Source organism: Parahaliea aestuarii, from assembly GCF_008064635.1.
In the GTDB taxonomy this organism is placed as follows: Bacteria; Pseudomonadota; Gammaproteobacteria; order Pseudomonadales; family Halieaceae; genus Parahaliea; species Parahaliea aestuarii.
The window spans coordinates 374,612-393,566 of the sequence record NZ_VRYZ01000003.1; the positions used below are offsets into that span (position 1 = coordinate 374,612).

Consider the following 18,955-nt stretch of genomic DNA (forward strand, 5'->3'; position numbering starts at 1 on the left):
CATGTCCTGGCAACCTGGCGCGGGCCTCGAGCAACTCAGGGCGCGCGCCGGGCTGCTGAGCACTCTGCGCCGCTTCTTCGATGCGCGCGGTGTGCTCGAAGTCGAAACCCCGCTGCTGTGCAGTGCGGGCATTACCGATCCCGCCATCGAGCCACTCATTGTCAGCGAGGGGCGCTCGCTTGCGGCTCCCCGCTATCTGCAGACATCGCCCGAGTACGCGATGAAGCGCCTGCTGGCAGCGGGCTCCGGCGCCATCTACCAGATTGCCCGCGCCTTTCGCGACGGTGAGGCGGGTAGCCGGCACAACCCGGAATTCAGCCTGCTGGAATGGTACCGCCCGGGTTTTGACCACCACGCCCTGATGGAGGAGGTCGCCGAGCTGGTCTGCGCCTGCCTCGGCCAGCGGCCCTGGCGCAAGCTCAGTTACCGCCAGCTCTTCATCGACAGTATTGCGCTCGATCCCTTCACCGCCGCCACCTCTGACCTCGAAGCGCGCGCCCGCAGCGGGCACGACCTCGGCGACCTCAGCGGCGACCGCGACTTCTGGCTGGATGTGCTGATCACCCACCAGGTGGAGCCCTGGCTGGCGGGGCAGGGACTGTGCTTCGTTTACGACTACCCCGCTTCCCAGGCGGCCCTGTCGCAAATCGTAACCGAGGGCGGCGTTGCCGTGGGCCAGCGATTCGAGCTCTACATCGACGGAGTGGAACTGGCTAACGGCTACTGCGAACTGACCGACGCCACAGAGCAGCGCGTGCGCTTTGCCACGGATAACGAACGGCGCCTGGCGCTGGGGCAGGTTGCGCGACCTGTCGACGAGCGCCTGCTGGCGGCGCTGGAAGCCGGGCTGCCCCCCTGCAGTGGCGTGGCCCTGGGCGTTGATCGCCTGCTGATGCTGGCCACTGGCGAAAGAGACATCCGCCGGGTGCTCGCCTTTGACTGGGAGCGCTGCTAGCGCGATGCATCCTGCGGCGACAGGCCCGCGACCGCCTGCAGGACCGCTTCCGGCGCTTCCGTGTGCCAGGTGTCGCCGCGCAGCAGCCCGGTGAGCGGCAGACGCTGGCGCCAGCCCGCCGCAGCCAGTTCCGGCTCGGGGAGAAACTCGCTGACATAACCCAGGCAGAGGTAGGCCAGCGGATACACGCCCGCCGGCAAGGCCAGTACCCCGGCCAGGGCATCGGGGTCGACAATGCTCACCCAGCCCACTCCCAGACCCTCGGCCCGCGCCGCCAGCCACAGGTTCTGCACCGCCAGGCAGGTGCTGAACAGGTCGGTGTCGAACATGCTGTCCCGCCCCAGCACGTGGGGGCCTCCGCGGTTGCGGTCACAGGTGATGCAGAGGTTGAGGGGGCTGTCGAGGATGCCCTCCAGCTTCAGGCGTCGATAGCGTTCGCCGCGCTCGCCTGCATAGTGCCTGGCGGCCCGGTCATTGGCGCCGTCGAACAGGGCCTTCACCGCCCGCCGCGTGTCGCGGCTTTCGATCAGCAGGAAATCCCAGGGCTGCATAAAGCCCACCGACGGCGCGTGATGGGCCGCTTGCAACAGGCGGGCCAGCACGTCTTCGGGAACCGGGTCGGGCAGGAACTGGGAGCGCACATCGCGGCGCTCGAATATGGCGCGGTACAGCCCGGCGCGCTCTGCGGGGCTGAAGTCGTGGTGATCGCTGCTCATGTGCGGTCGAGGACCGCCGGCCCGTAGCCCTCGATAAACTCCGCCGGCATGCGCCGCGGTCTCCCGCTGCTGATCTCGATGCAGGCGAACTGCATGCCGCCGCGCAGCAGGGTCGCCCCGTCCGCCGGCCGCAGGATCTGGAAGCGCCGCTGCATGGTGACTCTGCCGTCCCAGCTGACAATCCAGGTCGCCGTGAGCAGTTCGTCGCCGGCGCGGGAGGCCTGCAGGTAGTTGTACTCGGCGCGGGTGATGGCCATGGCCCGGTCCAGGCGGCGGTAGCTGTCGAGGTCGAGCCCGAGGGACACCGAGTGGCCCCAGGCCGCCTGCTCGCACCACTTCACATAGACCGTGTTGTTGGTGTGCTGCAGGCCGTCGATGTCATCGGGGCTGACGGTGTGGCTGACAACGAAAGGATCGGGGTGATCCCAGGGCAAATCGGCGTTGCTCATGCCGCGGCCTCCGCGTCGGCTGCCTCCGCCGGCTTGATGGCGATGTTGAAGAAAGCGTAAATGATGGCGATCACCGGGCACAGCAGGTTGAAAAAGGCAAAGGGCGCGTAGGAGAAGGTGGCCACGCCGAGCGTGGCGGCCATATAGGCGCCGCAGGTGTTCCAGGGAATCAGGGCCGATGTCAGGGTGGCCGAATCCTCCAGGGTGCGCGACAGGTTGAGGCGCGAAATACCGTGGCGCTCGTACTCGTCCTTGTACATGCGTCCGGGCAGGGCCACGGCGATGAACTGGTCAGCGGCGAGAATGTTGGCGGCGATGCAGGTGCCGACGGTGGTGGCGACCAGCGAGCCGATACTGTGCACGCCCTTCAGGGCCAGGGTCAGCAGGTAGTCGAGGATGCCGGTGCGCTCCAGCACGCCGCCGAAACCGAGGGCGGAAATGATCAGCCACACGGTGTTGAGCATGCTGCTCATGCCGCCCTTGCTAAGCAGGGCGTCCAGGAATTCATTGCCACTGCTGGACACATAGCCGCTGAACAGGCTGATCCAGACGCCCTTGAGAAGCAGGAAGCCCCTGCCCAGCTCGCCCGCCTCGCCGGCCAGCCGCGCCACTGCCCCGGGCTGGAACAGCAGGGCGAATACGGCACCTACCAGGGCGCTGACGATGATGGCGGGATAGGCGGGGAAGCGCTTGTAAACCAGCCCCAGCATCAGCAACAGGGGAATCAGCAGGTGCAGCCCGATATTGAATTCCTGGCGCAGGCTCTCCTGCAGGGCGGCGATTTCCTCCGGGGTGGCGGCTTCGGAGCTGCCGATCAGGGCGAAAATCAGCAGGGCGATGGCAAAGCTGGGGACCGTGGTCCACAGCATGTGGCGGATGTGGTCGAACAGGTCCACGCCAGTGGCGGCAGAGGCCAGGTTGGTGGTATCGGACATGGGCGACAGCTTGTCGCCAAAATAGGCCCCGGAGACGATGGCGCCGGCGGTGATGGCCGGAGACAGGTCGAAGCTGCCGGCGATGCCCATCAGGCCGATGCCGAGAGTGCCGGCCACCGTCCAGGAGCTGCCGATACTCACTGCCACGATGGCGCAGATGGCGGCGCTGGCGGCGTAGAAGATGGACGGGTCGAGCACGGCGACGCCGTAGTAGATCATCGCCGGCACGGTGCCGCTGAGTATCCAGGTGCCGATCAGCATGCCCACCGACAGCAGGATCAGGGTCGGCCCCAGGCCTACGCTGATGCCGTCGACAATACCCTGCTGGGCATCGCTCCAGCGAATACCGGTTTTCCTGCCCACCAGGGCGGCCACACAACTGGCCAGCACCAGGGCGATCTGGTTGGCGCCGTAGGACGAGTCCGAGCCGAACAGGTAGACCGAACAGGCCAGCAGGGCGACAAGGAACAGGATCGGGGTCAGTGCCAGGGGCAGAGTCAGGCGGGGGTTGCTGTGGCTGCTTACGCTCAAGGCTGGAGTCTCGTGCTGCTTATTCTGGGGAGGGCAGGCATCGGAGGCGAGCCGCGCCAACGCCGCGAAAGGCAGCAGAATGCCTGAAAAGCCCGGCGGGGTACAGGGACAGTCCCTGTTCTATCACGTACCATAACCCCTCACATTCACACCGCCGGAATCGCGCCCATGACGTACTTGCCCACGACCCTGCGCCTGAGCCTGTTGGCTGTTGCTGTCGCCCTGCTGCCCGCCTGCGGTGCCACCCGGCCGGTTGATGAGCCGCCGCCGGTGGCACCGGTTCATGAGAGCAATGTCGAGAGCGAGGCGCCCGGGGAGGCGCGCCTGCAAATGGTGACACTGGTGGGCGGCCTCGACGAACCCTGGGGCATGGATTTCCTGCCGGACGGCGACCTGCTGATCACCGAGCAGGGCGGTGCGCTGAAGCGCGTCGCTGGCAGCGACTACGCGGTCACGGCAATCAGTGGCGTACCGGCCTCGGTGCAGGCGGGGCAGGGCGGCCTGATGGATGTCCTGGTGCACCCGGACTTTGCCAGCAATGGCCTGGTCTACCTCAGTTATACCGTCGCTGACGACAGCAATCGCTACAGTACCCGGGTCAGCCGCGCGCGACTCGAGGGCGATGCCCTGGTGGACGTCGAGGAACTGTTTACCGCCCAGCCCTTTTTCAAGCAGCGCCGCCACTTTGGCTCGCGCCTGCTGCTGGCCGAGGGTTACCTCTACCTTACCGTGGGCGATCGCGGCAATCGCGATCTGGCCCAGCGCCTGGACAGCCACAACGGCAAGGTGATGCGCCTGTATGAAGACGGCCGGGTGCCCGAGGACAATCCCTTCGTCGGCACCGACGGCGCGCTGCCGGAAATCTGGACCTACGGCCACCGCAACCCCCAGGGCATGGCCCGTCACCCGGTCGACGGCAGTATCTGGGTGACCGAGCACGGGCCCCAGGGTGGCGATGAACTCAACGTGCTGAAGGCCGGCGCCAACTACGGCTGGCCGGTGGTCACCTACGGCGAAGAATACGGCGGCGGTCAGATCGGCGAGGGCACCCACCTGGAGGGGACGCGCCAGCCGCTGGTGTACTGGGTGCCCTCCATCGGCACCGGGAATCTCACCTTCTACACCGGTGACATCTACCCCGACTGGCAGCCCTCGGCGCTGGTGTCGGGGCTCAAACTGACCCGCATCAGCCGGCTGGAGCTGGACGCCGATGGCGTCGGCAGTGAGACCCGCCTGCTGGCCAACCTCGGCATGCGCATCCGCGATGTCGAGATCGGCCCGGATGGCAAGCTCTACGCCCTCGCCGGCGGCGCGCGCCTGATTCGCCTCGACGTCGGTCGCTGATGGGGAATGATGGCTACGGCCGTTGCGCTGCCGCCGCGCTACTACCTCGATAATTTCCGCCGCCTCTGTGGCACGGTAGAGGCCCAGTACGGGGACCTGCTGCTGCCGCAGGAGCAGCAGTGGCTGCAGACCCTGCGCGCCCAGCCGGAGGAGGCCCAGTGCCTCTACCTGCGCCTGGCCTCCCGGGTCGGCCCCTGGTTCCGCCTGTCGCGGCTGTCCTATCCCGAAATCGGTTCCCTCGACGGCGCTGTCGAAAGCCTGCTGGCGGCAGGCCTGCTGCAACAGGCGAATGCGCTGACCGCAGCAGAGGCAGGGCGGCTCTACACCCGGCCTGAACTGCGCCAGCGCTTTCCGGGGCTGCTGCCCGCCGGGCGCGACAAGGCGGCCGATGTGGCGGCACTGGCGCAGTGGACAGAAGCGGCGGGGGAGGATGCCCTGCTCGCCGCCTGTGCCGGCGACGACGCCATTGTCGCCCCCCTGCACCTGGACTGCCTGGCCCTGTTGCAACTGCTGTTTTTTGGCAACCGGCGCCAGAGCCTGACGGAGTTCATCCTCAGCGACCTCGGCATCGCCCGCTACCCGCCCTACCGCCTGGACCGCGAGCACCGGCTCTTCGCCACCCGGGCGGCAGTGGATGACTACCTGGCCTGTGCGGCGCTGGCGGATACCTATGCCGAGCTGCGCGAGGCCGGTGATGACGAGGGCCTGGTGGCGCTCGCTGAACACCTGCTGTCCCTGCCGCAGGCCTATACCGCCACCGAGCGCCGCTGGTGGCGACTGTGCAACCGGGTCGCCCGGCAACTGGAGCGCCTCGACCAACGCGAACTCGCCCTGGCCCTGTACCGGCGCTCGTGCCTGCCGCCGGCCCGGGAGCGGCAGGCGCGGGTGCTGGAAGCGCTGGCGGACTGGCCCGCCGTGGCAGCGCTGTGCGAAGCGATGCTCGCCGCGCCCTGGAATGAGGAGGAGCGCGAGGCGGCCCGGCGCATCCTGCCCCGCGCCCAGCGCAAACTGGGCCGGCAACCGGAGCGCCGCCGCCGGGACAGTTTCGAGCGCCTCGACCTGCTGCTGCCGCGCGGCCTGGGTGGTGTGGAGCGGGCCGCGGCCGAGGCCCTGCACAGCCAGTGGCAGGCGGTGCACTACGTGGAAAACGCGCTGATGAACAGTTTGTTCGGGCTCGCCTTCTGGGAGCAGATTTTCAGTCCGCTGCGCGGCGCCTTTCACAATCCCTTCCAGTCGGCGCCGGCGGACATGTTCGACGGTAACTTCTACCCCCGCCGACGCGACCAGATAGAAGCGCGGCTGGCGGCGCTGCAGACGGGCGACCTGGCCGACCTGTTGCGCTACAACTTTGACGCCCACCAGGGGTTGCAGTGCCGCTGGGTGAACTGGCGCCTGCTCAGCCGGCCGCTGCTGGACCAGGCGCTGGCGGTCATTCCCCCCGGGCATTTGCTGGCCCTGTGGCGGCGCCTGCTGTTCGACCCCGAAGCCTATCGCCGCGGGTTCCCCGACCTGATCGCCTTTGGCGAGACGCCGGGCGATTACTGCATGGTCGAGGTAAAGGGGCCCGGGGACGCCCTGCAGGACAGCCAGAAACGCTGGCTGCGTATCTTTGCCGCCGAGGGCATTCCCGCCGCGGTGGCCTGGGTGCAGTGGCGTGAGCGCTGAATACAGCGTAGCGGTGCGCGAGCTCGCCGCATTCTGCTTTCGCGCTGGCGACATCGACCACCGCCTGCGCCCCAGCCCCGAGGCGCGCGAGGGTATCGAGGGCCACCAGCGCCTGTACCGCCGGCGGCCGGAGAGCTACCAGCCGGAGTACGCGGTGGACGAGGTCTTTCAATGCGGTGAGCTCGCCCTGCGCCTGCGCGGGCGGGCCGATGGTTTTGACCCTGACGCCCGCCAGGTGGAAGAAATAAAAACCTGCCGGGTCGATCCACAGTTGCTGCCCGAGGCGCTGAGTCGCAGTCACCTGGCCCAGGCCCGGTTGTATGCGGCATTGATCGCCCGCGCGCAGGACCTGCCGGAACTGGAGGTGCGCCTCACCTGGTTGCACATCGACGAAGACCGCGAATACCCGCTCAGCCAGCACTATGCGCGCGCCGAGCTGGAGGATTTCCTGCACTGGGCCCTGGAACGTTTTGGCGCCTGGCTGGGGCAGCTGCACCGGCAGTGCCGGGCGCGGGATGCCAGCCTGGCGGGCCTGGCATTCCCCCACGGCAACTTTCGCGCCGGCCAGCGGGACCTGGCGGAGCGGGTCTACAAGTGTGTGGATCGCGGCGGTCGCCTGTTGCTGGAGGCCCCCACCGGAATCGGCAAGACTGCGGCGGTGCTCTACCCGGCGTTGATCGCGCTGGGGCAGGGCAAGCACGAGCGGGTGGTGTTCTGCACCGCCAAGCGCTCCGGCCGGCGCGCCGCCGAGCAGACCTTGGAACTGTTCCGGGCCGCCGGCTATCACGGGCGCGCCCTGACCCTGACGGCGAAGGAGCGGGTGTGCCTCTCGCCGGGTAAGGCCTGCCACGGTGACGACTGCCCCTACGCCCGTGGTTACTACGACCGCCTGCCGCAGGCGATGGCCGCGGCCCTGGCGAGCCCGGCCCTCGACCAGCAGGCGTTGCAGTCCCTGGCGCGGGAATTCAGCGTCTGCCCCTACGAACTGTCCTGGGATTTGCTGCCCTGGATGGACACCGTCATCGCCGACTTTCACTACCTCTACAGTTTTACCCCCGCACTGGCGCCGCTGGCCGACAGCGGCCGCCGCAGTTCGGTGCTGCTGGACGAGGCTCACAACCTGCCCGCCCGGGCGCGGGGCATGTTCAGTGGCCGCCTGGCGCGCAAGGGGGTGCTGGCAGCGCGGCGGGAAGTGCCAGCCGGCCCGCTCAAGTGTGCCCTCGACAAGCTCAACCGGATACTGCTGGCGCTGGAGAAAACCGGGGAGACAGGAGCCAGCAGTGTGCTCGAGGCGGTTCCCGATGGCGTGCAGCAGGCCCTGCAGTTGTTGGCATCCCAGGTGGGCGAGGAACTGGCCCGGCGCCCGCTGGCAGTGGCGCGCCACGCGGGCCTGATGGACACCTACTTCGAGTGCCTGCAGTTGCTGCGCTGTATCGAGCACTGGGGGCCGGACTATCGCTGTGAACTGAATTGGCAGGGCGGCGCCCTGCAGCTGCGCTGCAACTGCATTGACGCCGGTCGCCTGTTGGCGGAACGCAACCAGCGCCAGCATGCGGTGGTGGCCTTTTCCGCCACGCTGAGCCCCTTTCCCTGGGCGCGGGAATCCCTGGGCCTGCCCCTCGACAGCGTTTGCTTTCGCGCTGCCTCGCCCTTTGCTCCGGAGCAGTTGCAGGTGACGCTGGCCGCGGACATCGACACACGCTACGCGCGGCGTGCGGCCTCGCTACCGGCACTGGCCGCGCGCTTGCGCCAGTGGCTGCAGGCGGTTGGCGGCAACTGCCTGCTGTTCTTCCCCAGCTATCGTTACCTGCAGGACTGTCTCGACCTGGTCGGCGAAGTACCGGGGCGGCGCATTGTGGCCCAGCTGGCGGGGGAGAGCGATGCCGACCGCGATGCGCAATTGGCGCTGCTGGCGACGCACCGCAGCCTGGCCGTGTTTACCGTGCTAGGCGGCAGTCTGGGCGAGGGCGTGGACCTGCCGGGTGACCTGCTCAGCAGTGTCGTGATTGTGGGCGTGGGCATGCCGGGCCTGGACGACGACACCCGCCTGCGCCAGCACCTGTTCCAGCAGCGCTTCGGCGATGGCTTTGCCTATGCCTTCCAGTACCCCGGCATGCAGCGGGTGGCGCAGGCGCTGGGGCGGGTGGTGCGCGGCGCCGGTGATTGCGGCCGCGCCCTGCTGATCGACACGCGCTACCGCGAGCCGCGCTATCGCGAGCTGTTGCCGCCCTGGTGGGACTACAGCGCGGCGATGCCGGCCTTACCCATGCCGGAACTACCAGTGCCGGAGCCGCCCGAGGCCGGGGTGGGCGCTAGCCGCCCAGAGTGACGCGATAGCCGGGCTTCACCGCGGCGAACTGCACGGTGCCGATGATGCGTTCGCGAAAGCCGCCCTCGCAGTAGCAGAGGTAGTACTCCCACATGCGGATAAAGCGCTCGTCGAAGCCCTGTTTGCGCACGGCATCCAGCTGCGCGAGGAAGCGCTGGCGCCAGTGGGCCAGCGTTTCCGCGTAGTCGGCGGTAATGTCCCGCAGGTGCACCAGCTCCAGGTCGCTGTCTTCAGCCAGATGGCCTGCGATAACGGAGAGTGACGGCAGGCAGCCGCCGGGGAAGATGTAGCGCTTGATAAAGTCCACCGAGTCTCGTGCCTGCTGGTAGCGCTGGTCCGGAATGGTGATCACCTGAATGACCAGCTTGCCGTGGGGCTTGAGCAATTCACTGCAGCGGCGGAAATACTCGCTGTAGTACTGGTGCCCGACGGCTTCCAGCATCTCGATGGAAACTACCTTGTCGTACTGCCCGCGCAGCAGGCGGTAGTCTTCACACAGCACGGTTATCCGGTCCGCAAGTCCGGCGCTTTCCACCGCCTTGCAGGTGTATTCATACTGCTCCCGCGAAATGGTGGTCGTGGTGACCCTGCAGCCGTAGTGTCGCGCAGCGTGCAGCGCCATGCCGCCCCAGCCGGTGCCGATTTCCAGCAGGTGATCCTCCGGCTTGAGTTCCAGCTGGCGGCAGAGCTCGTCCAGTTTTGCCTCGGCGGCGGATTCCAGGGTGGCGGCGCCGTCGGTGAACAGGGCGGACGAGTACATCATCGTCGGGTCGAGGAAGAGGGCGAAAAAATCGTTGCCGAGATCGTAGTGGGCGCTGATATTTTCGCGCGAACCGCGCAGGTTGTTGCGGCGCAGCCGGTGCGCCAGTTTCAACGTCCAGCGCAGCAGGAAGGACTGCTCCGCCTCCATGCTATCCATGGTCTGCAGGTTGGCGCTGAACAGTCGGGTGACGCTGGTGAGATCACTGGAAGACCAGTCGCCGTCCATGTAGCTCTCGCCGGCGGCGATTACCCCGCCTTCCAGCACACGGCGCCAGGCGCGGGGGTTATGGACCTGTATCTCCGCCAGCGGGCCTTCCGCGTTGCCGCCGAAGCGGTGGCTTTGGCCCTCTTCGTAAATTACGAGTTCCCCGGCGTAGAGGCGGGTCAGGACTTTCATCAGGAGTCGCCGCGCCATTCCGTCATGGCTGCCTTTGGGGCGGGCGATGGCGGGCGCGGTGCCCGAACTGATTGAGGTCTGGCTAGTCATTGCTGGCTCCGGACAGGTTTTTATCGGGGTGAGAATAGAAGGGCAGGCCCTTGGTGTAGAGTTTCAGCGCCTGCCAGTAGATACCCAGTCCAACCTTTGCTGTCATCGCCGGGTAGCGCAGCAGGGCGCGGTGCAGATTACTGCGGGTCCAGGGTTTGGCGCTGAGCGACAGGCAGGCGTCGAATACCCTCTCGCCGCCGGCGCTGTTGGCCAGGTGCAGGCGCAAGGCGCCGCCGGGCGTATTGCTGCGCCAGTGGTAGCGCATGTTCATGGGCTGGAAGGGCGATACGTGGAAGGCCTTGTCGAAATCGCGGCGCAGCCACCCTTGCGCGTGCTCCGGCCCGGCCAGCACGTAGCTGTGACGCTCATTCCAGGGGGTGTTGGTCACCTCCGCAACGATGTACTGCAAGCGGGTCTCGTCGCTGTTGAAGCAGTAGTAGCAGGCGATGGGGTTCATGCTGAAGCCGAAGTAACGCAGGTTGGCCAGCAGATAGATGGGGCCTTCCGGCCGTTCTCCCGACTCTTGCTGTACCCGCTGGCGAACCGCGTCGTCCAGCGGTATGGCCGGGTCACCGAGGAAATCACTGCGGCGGAAGCTGGCCGGCGTGCGCCCCTCGCTGGACCACAGTGGCGAGTGTTCGAACAGTTCCGGCAGCTCGTCGAGACACAGGTAGGGCATGAACACCCGGTAGCGGAACTGGTGCGCCCGCGGCTGGTGGCGGCGGTGCTGCAGCCAGCCCTCGTACAGGCGTGAACGCAGTGCTGTCACGCAGCTACCCTTTGCTGGCTTGAGTTGAGGGCGCGCGCTACCCGCAGGGCGCTGTTCACGCCGTCCTCGTGGAAGCCATTGTGCCAGTAGGCGCCGCAGTACCAGGTGTTGCGCACGCCGTTGATTTCCTTCCAGCGCTGCTGGGCGGCGATGCCCTGCAGGGAAAAAACCGGGTGATCATAGCTGAAGCGGCCGAGCACCTTGTGCGGATTGATGGCCTCGCTGTTGTTCAGGGTGACGCAGAAGGTCTCCGGCGCCTGCAGTCCCTGCAGGATGTTCATATTGTAGGTGACAACGGCGCGCTCGCTGTCGGCGCCCAGGTGGTAGTTCCAGCTGCTCCACACCTTGCGCTGGCGCGGCAGCAGGCGGGTGTCGGTGTGCAGCACTACATCGTTGGACTGGTAGGGCAGGGCGCCGAGGATTTCCCGTTCCGCGGCCGCCGGGTCCTGCAGCATTGCCAGCGCCTGGTCCGAGTGGGTGGCGATGACCACCTGGTCGAAGGGCAGTTCGCGGCCATCCTGTAACTGCAGCAGCACGCCGCCGTTGGCGGGGCGGCTCAGGCTGCGCACCGGACAGCCGGTGTGGATACGCGACTCAAAGCGCCGGCACAGGGGGCGCAGGTACTCCCGCGACCCGCCCTCGATCACCCGCCACTGGGGCCGGTCCTTGATGTTCAGCAGACCGTGGTTGCGGAAAAAGCGCAGGAAAAATTCCAGCGGGAAGGCGTTGACGGTGTCGCTGTCGGCGCTCCAGATGGCGGAGGCCATGGCCACCAGGTAATCGCGACGGAAGGCCTCGCCGTACTTGTTGCGATGCAGGTACTGGCCCAGGGTTTCGCCGGCGTCCAGCCGGCCCGCTTCAAGGTCCGCCACCGACTCGCGATTAAAGCGCAGGATGTCGCGCACCATGCCGAGAAAGCGGGGTGAAAGCAGGTTGCGGCGCTGTGCGAACAGCGTGTCCAGGCTGCCGCCGGAATACTCCAGGCCGCTGGCGGCGTCGTGCACGCTGAAGCCCATGGTCGTCGGGCGGCTGGGGATGCCGAGTTCGTCCAGCAGGGCAATGAAACTGGGGTAGGTCCAGTCGTTGAACACAATAAAGCCGGTGTCGATGGCGTAGCGCCGGGTGCCGAGTTTCACATCCACCGTGGCGGTGTGACCGCCGATACGCTGGTCGGACTCAAACACACTGACGCAGTGCTGGGCACTGAGATAGTGGGCGCAGGCCAGTCCGGAAATGCCGCTGCCAATGACCGCTATATTCAAAGGACCTCCTCTGATCGACGGCCGAAAGGGCCGTCTGGCTGGGTTACTGCAAGAAATACGCCTGCGGTGTCACAGCGGATCAGAATTTTTATCTATCGACAGGTGATCCGGCTGTCGTATTGCCTGCGTATACTTGAGCGTAACCCACCTTGCAGGAAGTGCCAGTGTCGCCATCCGGCAGTGACAGACAGGATTCTTCGATCGCCACCCCGCGCGGGGACGAGTGGAGCGATTGCCTGTTGGCGATCGCCCGCAGCGCCGACCGGGCCGCGTTCACGCGCCTGTTTCGCCATTTCGCGCCGCTGATCAAGGGTTTTGCCCTGGCGGGTTCGCGGCTGTCCGCCAACCACGCGGATGAACTGGTGCAGGAAGTGATGATCAAAGTGTGGCAAAAGGCCGCTGCCTTCGACCCGAACAAGGCCGCGGCCAGCACCTGGATTTACACCATTGCCCGCAACTGCCGCACCGACCTGTTCCGCCGCCTGCAGAAATTCGACACGCCGCTGGCAGCCGAGGATGTGGCGCCCGATGGCGCCGACGAGGAGCCTTTCGAGCAGATCCAGAGTCGTCGCAACGGCCAGCGCGTGCGAGAGCTGATGGCCGGCCTGCCGGTGGACCAGGCACAGATCCTTGCCAAGGTTTACATGGAAGGCAAATCCCACGCCGAGGCAGCGGCGGAACTCGACCTGCCACTCGGGACAGTGAAGTCCCGCGTACGACTTGCCCTGCAGAAACTCCAGATTCAGATGACAGCCTGACGCCATGCCTCACTATCACCCCGACATCGACTTTTTAACCGCCCACGTCGCCGGCACCCTGCCGCTGGCCCAGAGTGCGTGTGTTGCCGCCCATCTCAATTACTGTCACGAGTGCCGACGCACTGTGAGTGGTTTGCAGGAGGTGGGCGCCGCCCTGTTTGAGCGGGTTGCGCCCGAGGTCGTCAGCGAACAGCTGCTGGACATGACGCTGGCGAGACTGGACGAGGAGCCGCCACTCCACTTTGCCAGGCAGCAAGCGGCCGGAGAGAAAACGCCGGCCATTCTGCAGCGCCTGATGAACGGTGATTTTGCCGACCTGGTGTGGAAGAAGGTTACCCGCAAGTTGGCCATTTCCTATCTGAGAACTGGCGATCCCGGCCACGAATTCGCGCTCTACCACATTCGCGCCGGCGGACGCATTCCCCTGCACGACCACTGCGGCGACGAGATCACCCTGGTGCTGCAGGGCGGTTTTTCCGATGCCGACGGCGACTATCACGCCGGTGATTTCCTGTTCCGCCGGTCCGGTGAAGAGCATGCCCCTACCGCCTTGCAGTCGGAGGACTGCATCTGCCTGGGTGTGCTGGATGCCCCCCTGCGCTTCCGCGGCTGGGCTCACCGCTGGATGAACCCCTTCGTGCAATTGCGGCCGGGCTGAGTTCGCAGCGTCAATATCCCCCAAACGTGTGAGGCGCTTCGGCGCTGTTTCCACGAGTCTATATAGTTGGAACGCAGGGACATTGTTTGGCCCTGCGGGAAGGCTATATTTGTCGAACTGTCGCGCCCGGGGTTAGGGTGCGCGGCCGCCCTGATGCAACTGGCAGGATTCAGAAGGTGAATGACGGGCATAGTTACGGCCTTGCGCCGCACTGTGCTACAGTCGTTCGCCGCTTTTTTCGAGGCCCTGTAGTTTTGGGCCGGGCGGTATAGACAAGTAGCTCGCAGAAGTTACAGCAGAAACTATAAACCCACAAGCTTAGACACACAGGTATGGGGTAGAAAAATATGCGCATTGCAGTACCCAAGGAGACGCATCCGGGGGAGAACCGTGTGCCGGTCATTCCGGAAACGGTCAAGAAGCTCGCCCTGCTCGGCGCCGAGGTGGTTATCGAACCCGGCATGGGGGCAGGCTCCGGATTTTCTGACGAGCAATACACGGAAGCCGGCGCCAGCGTCGAGCCCGATCGCAACAAACTGTTTGCCGAGGCCCAGATTCTGCTGCGCCTGCGCAAGCCGACCATGGAAGAGGTGGCCCTGATCCCGTCGGGCTGCGTGCACATTTCCTATCTCGACCCCTTCAACGAGCACGAGCTGGTGCGGGCCCTGCAAAAGCAGGGGGTTACCGCCATCAGCATGGAAATGATCCCCCGTACCACCCGCAGCCAGAAGATGGACGCGCTGAGTTCCCAGGCTAACCTGGCGGGCTACGTGACCGTACTGCTGGCGGCGAATCACATGCCCAGCATCATGCCTATGATGATGACCCCGGCGGGTACCCTGAAGCCCGCCAAGGTCTTTATTCTCGGTGCCGGCGTGGCCGGCCTGCAGGCCATCGCCACCGCCAAGCGCCTCGGCGCCAAGGTGACGGCCTTCGATACCCGCCCGGTCGTGGCGGAGCAGGTGCGCTCGCTGGGCGGCACCTTCCTTGAGATCGATCTCGGTGGAACCAGCGAAACCGCTGGCGGTTATGCCCAGGAGCTGACACCGGAACAGATCGAGAAGCAGCGCCAGGCACAGAAGGATGTGATTGCCCAGTCCGACGTGGTGATTACCACTGCCCAGGTCTTTGGACGCAAGCCACCTGTACTGGTAACCCGCGACATGGTCGAAGGCATGCAGCCCGGTTCCGTGATTGTGGATATGGCCGCGGAGACTGGCGGTAACGTGGAGGGCTCCGTGCCCGGCGAAACCGTGGAGGTCAACGGCGTGAAGATCATCGGCCAGGCCAACCTGCCGAATAACGTCTGCCGCGACGCCAGCAAGATGTACTCCAACAACCTGTTCAATCTGGTGGAAGACGTCTGGGACAAGGAGAGCAAGCAGTTCGTGATCGACTTCGAGCACGACATCCTGCCCGGCTGCATCATCACCCACGGCGGTGAGGTCACTAACGAAACCATCAAGAACATCCTGGAGGGGGCGAACTGATATGGAAGCCGTATTCCTCACGTTTATTCTCATGCTGTCCATTTTTCTGGGCTTTGAACTGATCAACAAGGTGCCGGCAACCCTGCACACTCCACTGATGTCCGGCGCCAACGCGATTTCCGGCATCACCGTGGTGGGCGCAGTGAGCCTGGCCGGTACCGGCCAGCACGACCTCGCCAACTGGCTGGGTGCCGGTGCCGTGGCGCTGGCCACCATCAACGTGGTGGGCGGTTACCTGGTGACCGACCGCATGCTCGCCATGTTCAAGAAGAAGGGGGGCTGATTGTGGAAAGCACGCAAATGATTATCCAGCTCGCCTACGTGGTTTCCGCCGCCCTGTTCATCTTCGGCCTGAAATTGCTCGGCTCCGCCGCTACTGCGCGCAAGGGCAACCTGATGTCCTCGGTGGGCATGCTGGTGGCCATTGTCGCCGCCCTGCTGGACAAGGGCATTGTCGAGTACCAGTGGATCATTGCCGGCGTTCTGGTCGGGGGCGCCATCGGTGCCGCCGCCGCGCGCCTGGTGCAGATGACCTCCATGCCCGAGATGGTGGCGCTGTTCAACGGCTTTGGCGGCATGGCCAGTCTGCTGGTGGGCGCGGCAGCCCTGAGCACAGCGACCAATACCTTCACCCTGGTGACCATTGTCCTGTCCATCCTCATCGGTGGCCTGACCTTCACCGGCTCGCTGATCGCCTGGGGCAAACTGAGCGAAACCATCGGCTCCGGCGCGGTCATGTTCCGCGGCCAGCAGATCGTCAACAGCCTGATTGTGCTCGCCATTCTGGCCAGCGCGGTGATGTTCTGCCTGCAGCCCGAAAACCCGACCTGGCTGTACGCGGTGATCGGTTTGTCCCTGCTGTTCGGCATCATGGCGGTCATCCCCATCGGCGGCGCCGACATGCCCGTGGTGATTTCACTGTTGAACTCCTACTCCGGCCTGGCGGCCTGTGCCGCCGGCTTCGCGGTGAACAACAACATCCTCATTGTGGCGGGTTCGCTAGTGGGCGCTTCCGGCATCATCCTCACCAAGATCATGTGCAAAGCCATGAACCGTTCCCTGTCCAATGTGCTGTTCTCCGGCTTTGGCAGTGTGAGTACGGAGGAGACCGAGATTGAAGGCGAGATCAAGCCGATCTCCGTCGAAGACGCCTACTACGTGCTGGAAGCCGCCTCCAGCGTGGCCATCATTCCCGGTTACGGCATGGCCGTGGCCCAGGCCCAGCACGTAGTGAAAGAGTTGACCGAGCTGCTGGAGAAGAGGGGCACGGAAGTGAACTTCGGTATTCACCCGGTAGCCGGGCGCATGCCCGGCCACATGAACGTGTTGCTGGCGGAAGCCGACGTACCCTACGACCAGCTACTGGAGATGGACGACATCAACCCGCGCATGGAAACCGTGGACGTGGCTATCGTCATCGGCGCCAACGACGTAGTGAACCCGGCGGCGCGCGACGTGCAGTCCTCGCCCATCTACGGCATGCCGGTGATCAACGTGGATTCCGCCCGCACCGTGTTCGTACTCAAGCGCTCCATGGCTTCCGGTTTCGCCGGCATCGAGAACCCGCTGTTCTACAAAGAGAACACGCGCATGCTGTTCGGCGATGCCAAGGAGTCCATCGGCGGCCTGATTCGCGAATTGAGCGGCTCATAACCCGCCGTGCCCCTGTGCAGGCAGGGGCTCATACCCAGAAAACGCCGGCCTTTGTGCCGGCGTTTTTTTCAGCTGTTCCATAACCACCGGCGAGCTATTGCTGGTGCAATGCCAGCATTTTCTTAATCTGCGCATGTAGCCAATCCACGGTCTATGCCGGCAAGAATGTACTTCGGTCCTTATCCCCTTTACCTTGCCTCACGATGATGGTCCTGAGTTCAAAATCGATATCCTTCACACGAAGGCTCAAACACTCCTGCAACCTGAGGCCGCTGCCGTAGAGCAGTTCTACCATGAGTCGAGGAGTGCCGGACATGCAGGCGAGAATCTGTTGAACTTCTTCGTGGGACAGAACGGTTGGTAGCCTGCGACTGGGCTTGGCACGCTGGAATTCCAGTAATTCCGGAGCAAGTCCGAAGTGCTTCGAGTAAAGAAACATCAGCGCATTGAGTGCGGTACGTTGAGTTGAGGGTGAAGCGTTTGCGGAGACCGCCAGATGGTTGAGAAACGATTCGATTTCAGTTTTACCAAGGTCTTTTGGATGGCGCCTCTTGTGAAAATGGATAAAACGCCTGACCCAGTGGAGATAAGTTCGTTCCGTTGCATAGGCATAGCCACGGGCGCGAATATCTGCGCGAAGGACATCCATGAAGCGGGTGGATTCACTATTGATCCTGGGAGGTATGTTATCCATAGGAAGAACACGTGTGGACATACTCCCGAAACTTTAGGGTGGAGTGATGTATTCGCAAGAAAATGGCCATTTTTAATGGGAAAAGTTCCATTTATCCTGGAGAAGTCGGCTTTGATGGGCATGACTACTGGGGTTGGAAATATCTTTGTAGTGAACAAAGGGCCAATGCGGTTAGCATGAACGCTGAAAAATTCAGTGAGCCCTTGCGAGCTATACAGGCTGGAAGGTGTAGAAGTGGCGTAAAGCCTGGTGATACGCTTGATCGGATCGGAGGCTACTCTGAAGTAATGTGAAAAGTGATATCAGAAAATATCAAATTAATTAGCTGTTAACTGTTTGACGGAGTAAGCGGTGTTCATAAAAACATTGAGTCTATTGTTTTCTATCTTAGTAACAGTCACATATGTGATTGGATTCATCTACGATGCTTCATTTCTAGAAGAGTTTGGGGTGAATTATTATGAAATGATGGGATCACCCCTAGATTATCTTTCTATAGGTGGCATGCTGTTACTGCTCTCGTATTCAAAGAATATCACATGGTTGGTTTTTGTCCTTGGAATTATTGGTATATGTTACGTACCTCTTAAAAGACGTATTCCAAAGTCCACATTAAATAAATTTATAGATATTGAAAGCCTTCCATTCGTTGTGTTCAGCACTATACCAATAGCGTTCTTACTTCTTATTCCAGTAATACCTGATGCAAAAAAAGCTGCTAAAGAAGTTATTGCGGCCCCCGCAGACATAATCTGCATTGAAGATGAGGATCGTTGCTTTGATGGTGTGGTTCTGAGATATAGGGATTCTAAGATAATATTCTATAATTCAGAGCTCAAAGAGACCAAAGTTTATACGGACAGGAAGCTTTTAAGTGCCAAACACAGTTAACAAAGCGTTCAAAACCGTTCGCTTTGCTCACTGGGACCTCAAAAGCTCCGCTTTTTCGGCCCTTTAACGCGGCGTTAAGGCGACTCGATATGGCTCAGCGCAGAGATACGAAACTGGAGTCTGAAGGAGCGGAATTTTTGGTTCTTGGGCACCTCTTGCTCAACCAAATTCCCACGTTCAAGGCATACAGTAATTTCCCTGGTTATGACCTGATTGCGACGAACGCGGAATCAAATACTTCGGCTCGTGTCCAGGTCAAGAGCCGATGGCAGACAAACTGGGACGGCTTCATCATCAAGAACTTTGATTGCGATTTCGTTGTGCTTGTTACCCTGAACAGGGGCTATCCCAAGCCCAAAAAATCGGGTGACTTGGGGATTCGAGATCCCGATTTCTACGTCATGCCAGTCGAGTATGTTCTTGATGTCCGTGATCCTAAAAATAACTGGGGAAAAATCGTGAAGTCTCGATTAAAGGAAATCCAGCGCTTCCAGGATCGGTGGGATCTAATAGGAGATTTCTTGGGTGCGTCGTCGCCTTAACAAGAACCGACAGTTCGCCCCTGCGGGGCCGGACGCCAAAACCGCTACGCGGTTTTCGCGCCGCT

At 63.4% G+C, this 18,955-nt stretch carries 18 protein-coding genes; 11 read left to right on the forward strand and 7 right to left on the reverse strand.

The window, feature by feature from the left end; translation table 11 throughout:
* The first annotated feature begins 1 nt into the window (after position 1).
* A complete protein-coding gene (epmA, locus tag FVW59_RS08955) occupies positions 2-955 on the forward strand; it encodes an EF-P lysine aminoacylase EpmA (protein WP_148063906.1) in 954 nt (317 codons plus the stop codon).
* Here the strand turns inward: epmA and bluB are convergent.
* From bluB to nhaC, 3 genes are read right to left on the reverse strand one after another with little or no spacing between them, the layout of a single operon-like run.
* The gene (gene bluB, locus FVW59_RS08960; RefSeq protein ID WP_148063907.1) at positions 952-1,671 is read right to left on the reverse strand and encodes a 5,6-dimethylbenzimidazole synthase; all 720 of its coding nucleotides are present in this window, start codon (positions 1,669-1,671) and stop codon (positions 952-954) included. The two genes, epmA and bluB, sit on opposite strands and share 4 nt — an antisense overlap.
* Entirely contained in the window at positions 1,668-2,120 is a 453-nt protein-coding gene (locus tag FVW59_RS08965; protein WP_148063908.1) for an acyl-CoA thioesterase, read from the reverse strand. Before FVW59_RS08965 ends, bluB begins: the two co-directional genes overlap by 4 nt.
* The gene (gene nhaC / locus FVW59_RS08970; protein ID WP_148063909.1) at positions 2,117-3,586 is read right to left on the reverse strand and encodes a Na+/H+ antiporter NhaC; all 1,470 of its coding nucleotides are present in this window, start codon (positions 3,584-3,586) and stop codon (positions 2,117-2,119) included. The genes FVW59_RS08965 and nhaC overlap by 4 nt, the downstream gene beginning before the upstream one ends.
* Before the next feature lie 168 nt (positions 3,587-3,754).
* Between nhaC and FVW59_RS08975 the strand changes: the two genes are divergently transcribed.
* From FVW59_RS08975 to FVW59_RS08985, 3 genes are read left to right on the forward strand one after another with little or no spacing between them, the layout of a single operon-like run.
* The gene (locus tag FVW59_RS08975) at positions 3,755-4,930 is read left to right on the forward strand and encodes a PQQ-dependent sugar dehydrogenase (protein WP_246139683.1); all 1,176 of its coding nucleotides are present in this window, start codon (positions 3,755-3,757) and stop codon (positions 4,928-4,930) included.
* Between the two features lie 9 nt (positions 4,931-4,939).
* The gene (locus tag FVW59_RS08980; protein ID WP_187275827.1) at positions 4,940-6,595 is read left to right on the forward strand and encodes a VRR-NUC domain-containing protein; all 1,656 of its coding nucleotides are present in this window, start codon (positions 4,940-4,942) and stop codon (positions 6,593-6,595) included.
* Positions 6,585-8,924 carry an ATP-dependent DNA helicase gene (locus FVW59_RS08985; RefSeq protein WP_187275828.1) on the forward strand — a complete coding sequence of 780 codons (2,340 nt, stop codon included), beginning with the start codon at positions 6,585-6,587 and terminating at the stop codon, positions 8,922-8,924. Before FVW59_RS08980 ends, FVW59_RS08985 begins: the two co-directional genes overlap by 11 nt.
* Here the strand turns inward: FVW59_RS08985 and FVW59_RS08990 are convergent.
* From FVW59_RS08990 to FVW59_RS09000, 3 genes are read right to left on the reverse strand one after another with little or no spacing between them, the layout of a single operon-like run.
* A complete protein-coding gene (locus FVW59_RS08990; RefSeq protein WP_148063912.1) occupies positions 8,908-10,173 on the reverse strand; it encodes an SAM-dependent methyltransferase in 1,266 nt (421 codons plus the stop codon). The two genes, FVW59_RS08985 and FVW59_RS08990, sit on opposite strands and share 17 nt — an antisense overlap.
* A complete protein-coding gene (locus FVW59_RS08995) occupies positions 10,166-10,942 on the reverse strand; it encodes a DUF1365 domain-containing protein (protein WP_246139684.1) in 777 nt (258 codons plus the stop codon). The genes FVW59_RS08990 and FVW59_RS08995 overlap by 8 nt, the downstream gene beginning before the upstream one ends.
* Complete coding sequence (locus tag FVW59_RS09000) at positions 10,939-12,204, reverse strand: NAD(P)/FAD-dependent oxidoreductase (RefSeq protein WP_148063913.1); 1,266 nt, start codon at positions 12,202-12,204, stop codon at positions 10,939-10,941. Before FVW59_RS09000 ends, FVW59_RS08995 begins: the two co-directional genes overlap by 4 nt.
* A 164-nt stretch (positions 12,205-12,368) precedes the next feature.
* On the opposite strand from FVW59_RS09000, the gene FVW59_RS09005 reads away from it, so the two are divergent.
* The 5 genes from FVW59_RS09005 to FVW59_RS09025 all read left to right on the forward strand — a co-directional run bounded on the left by FVW59_RS09005 (position 12,369) and on the right by FVW59_RS09025 (position 16,763).
* On the forward strand, positions 12,369-12,962 hold the full coding sequence (locus FVW59_RS09005; protein ID WP_246139685.1) for a sigma-70 family RNA polymerase sigma factor: 594 nt from the start codon (positions 12,369-12,371) through the stop codon (positions 12,960-12,962).
* A gap of 4 nt (positions 12,963-12,966) precedes the next feature.
* A complete protein-coding gene (locus FVW59_RS09010) occupies positions 12,967-13,620 on the forward strand; it encodes a ChrR family anti-sigma-E factor (protein ID WP_148063914.1) in 654 nt (217 codons plus the stop codon).
* 347 nt (positions 13,621-13,967) lie between these two features.
* Entirely contained in the window at positions 13,968-15,110 is a 1,143-nt protein-coding gene (locus tag FVW59_RS09015; RefSeq protein ID WP_148063915.1) for a Re/Si-specific NAD(P)(+) transhydrogenase subunit alpha, read from the forward strand.
* 1 nt (position 15,111) lies between these two features.
* Positions 15,112-15,393 (forward strand): NAD(P) transhydrogenase subunit alpha part 2, encoded by a 282-nt coding sequence (locus tag FVW59_RS09020; RefSeq protein ID WP_116367982.1) that lies wholly within the window; start codon positions 15,112-15,114, stop codon positions 15,391-15,393.
* Positions 15,394-15,410: 17 nt separating this feature from the next.
* On the forward strand, positions 15,411-16,763 hold the full coding sequence (locus FVW59_RS09025; protein WP_148063916.1) for an NAD(P)(+) transhydrogenase (Re/Si-specific) subunit beta: 1,353 nt from the start codon (positions 15,411-15,413) through the stop codon (positions 16,761-16,763).
* Between the two features lie 151 nt (positions 16,764-16,914).
* Here the strand turns inward: FVW59_RS09025 and FVW59_RS09030 are convergent, their stop codons facing one another.
* Positions 16,915-17,478, reverse strand: coding sequence for a phage integrase N-terminal SAM-like domain-containing protein (locus tag FVW59_RS09030; RefSeq protein WP_148063917.1), 564 nt, complete (start codon positions 17,476-17,478; stop codon positions 16,915-16,917).
* A gap of 330 nt (positions 17,479-17,808) precedes the next feature.
* Between FVW59_RS09030 and FVW59_RS09035 the strand changes: the two genes are divergently transcribed.
* Together FVW59_RS09035 and FVW59_RS09040 are read left to right on the forward strand one after the other, a co-directional pair.
* Positions 17,809-18,348, forward strand: coding sequence for a hypothetical protein (locus FVW59_RS09035; protein WP_187275829.1), 540 nt, complete (start codon positions 17,809-17,811; stop codon positions 18,346-18,348).
* Between the two features lie 89 nt (positions 18,349-18,437).
* Positions 18,438-18,890 carry a PDDEXK-like family protein gene (locus FVW59_RS09040; protein ID WP_148063919.1) on the forward strand — a complete coding sequence of 151 codons (453 nt, stop codon included), beginning with the start codon at positions 18,438-18,440 and terminating at the stop codon, positions 18,888-18,890.
* Positions 18,891-18,955: the final 65 nt, after the last annotated feature.

Coding starts and splice junctions, on each gene's coding strand:
- epmA (WP_148063906.1), top strand. CDS start 2: ATGTCCTGGCAACCTGGCGCGGGCCTCGAGCAACTCAGGGCGCGCGCC.
- bluB (WP_148063907.1), bottom strand. CDS start 1,671: ATGAGCAGCGATCACCACGACTTCAGCCCCGCAGAGCGCGCCGGGCTG.
- FVW59_RS08965 (WP_148063908.1), bottom strand. CDS start 2,120: ATGAGCAACGCCGATTTGCCCTGGGATCACCCCGATCCTTTCGTTGTC.
- FVW59_RS08975 (WP_246139683.1), top strand. CDS start 3,755: ATGACGTACTTGCCCACGACCCTGCGCCTGAGCCTGTTGGCTGTTGCT.
- FVW59_RS08980 (WP_187275827.1), top strand. CDS start 4,940: ATGGCTACGGCCGTTGCGCTGCCGCCGCGCTACTACCTCGATAATTTC.
- FVW59_RS08990 (WP_148063912.1), bottom strand. CDS start 10,173: ATGACTAGCCAGACCTCAATCAGTTCGGGCACCGCGCCCGCCATCGCC.
- FVW59_RS09010 (WP_148063914.1), top strand. CDS start 12,967: ATGCCTCACTATCACCCCGACATCGACTTTTTAACCGCCCACGTCGCC.
- FVW59_RS09015 (WP_148063915.1), top strand. CDS start 13,968: ATGCGCATTGCAGTACCCAAGGAGACGCATCCGGGGGAGAACCGTGTG.
- FVW59_RS09020 (WP_116367982.1), top strand. CDS start 15,112: ATGGAAGCCGTATTCCTCACGTTTATTCTCATGCTGTCCATTTTTCTG.
- FVW59_RS09025 (WP_148063916.1), top strand. CDS start 15,411: ATGATTATCCAGCTCGCCTACGTGGTTTCCGCCGCCCTGTTCATCTTC.
- FVW59_RS09030 (WP_148063917.1), bottom strand. CDS start 17,478: ATGTCCACACGTGTTCTTCCTATGGATAACATACCTCCCAGGATCAAT.
- FVW59_RS09040 (WP_148063919.1), top strand. CDS start 18,438: ATGGCTCAGCGCAGAGATACGAAACTGGAGTCTGAAGGAGCGGAATTT.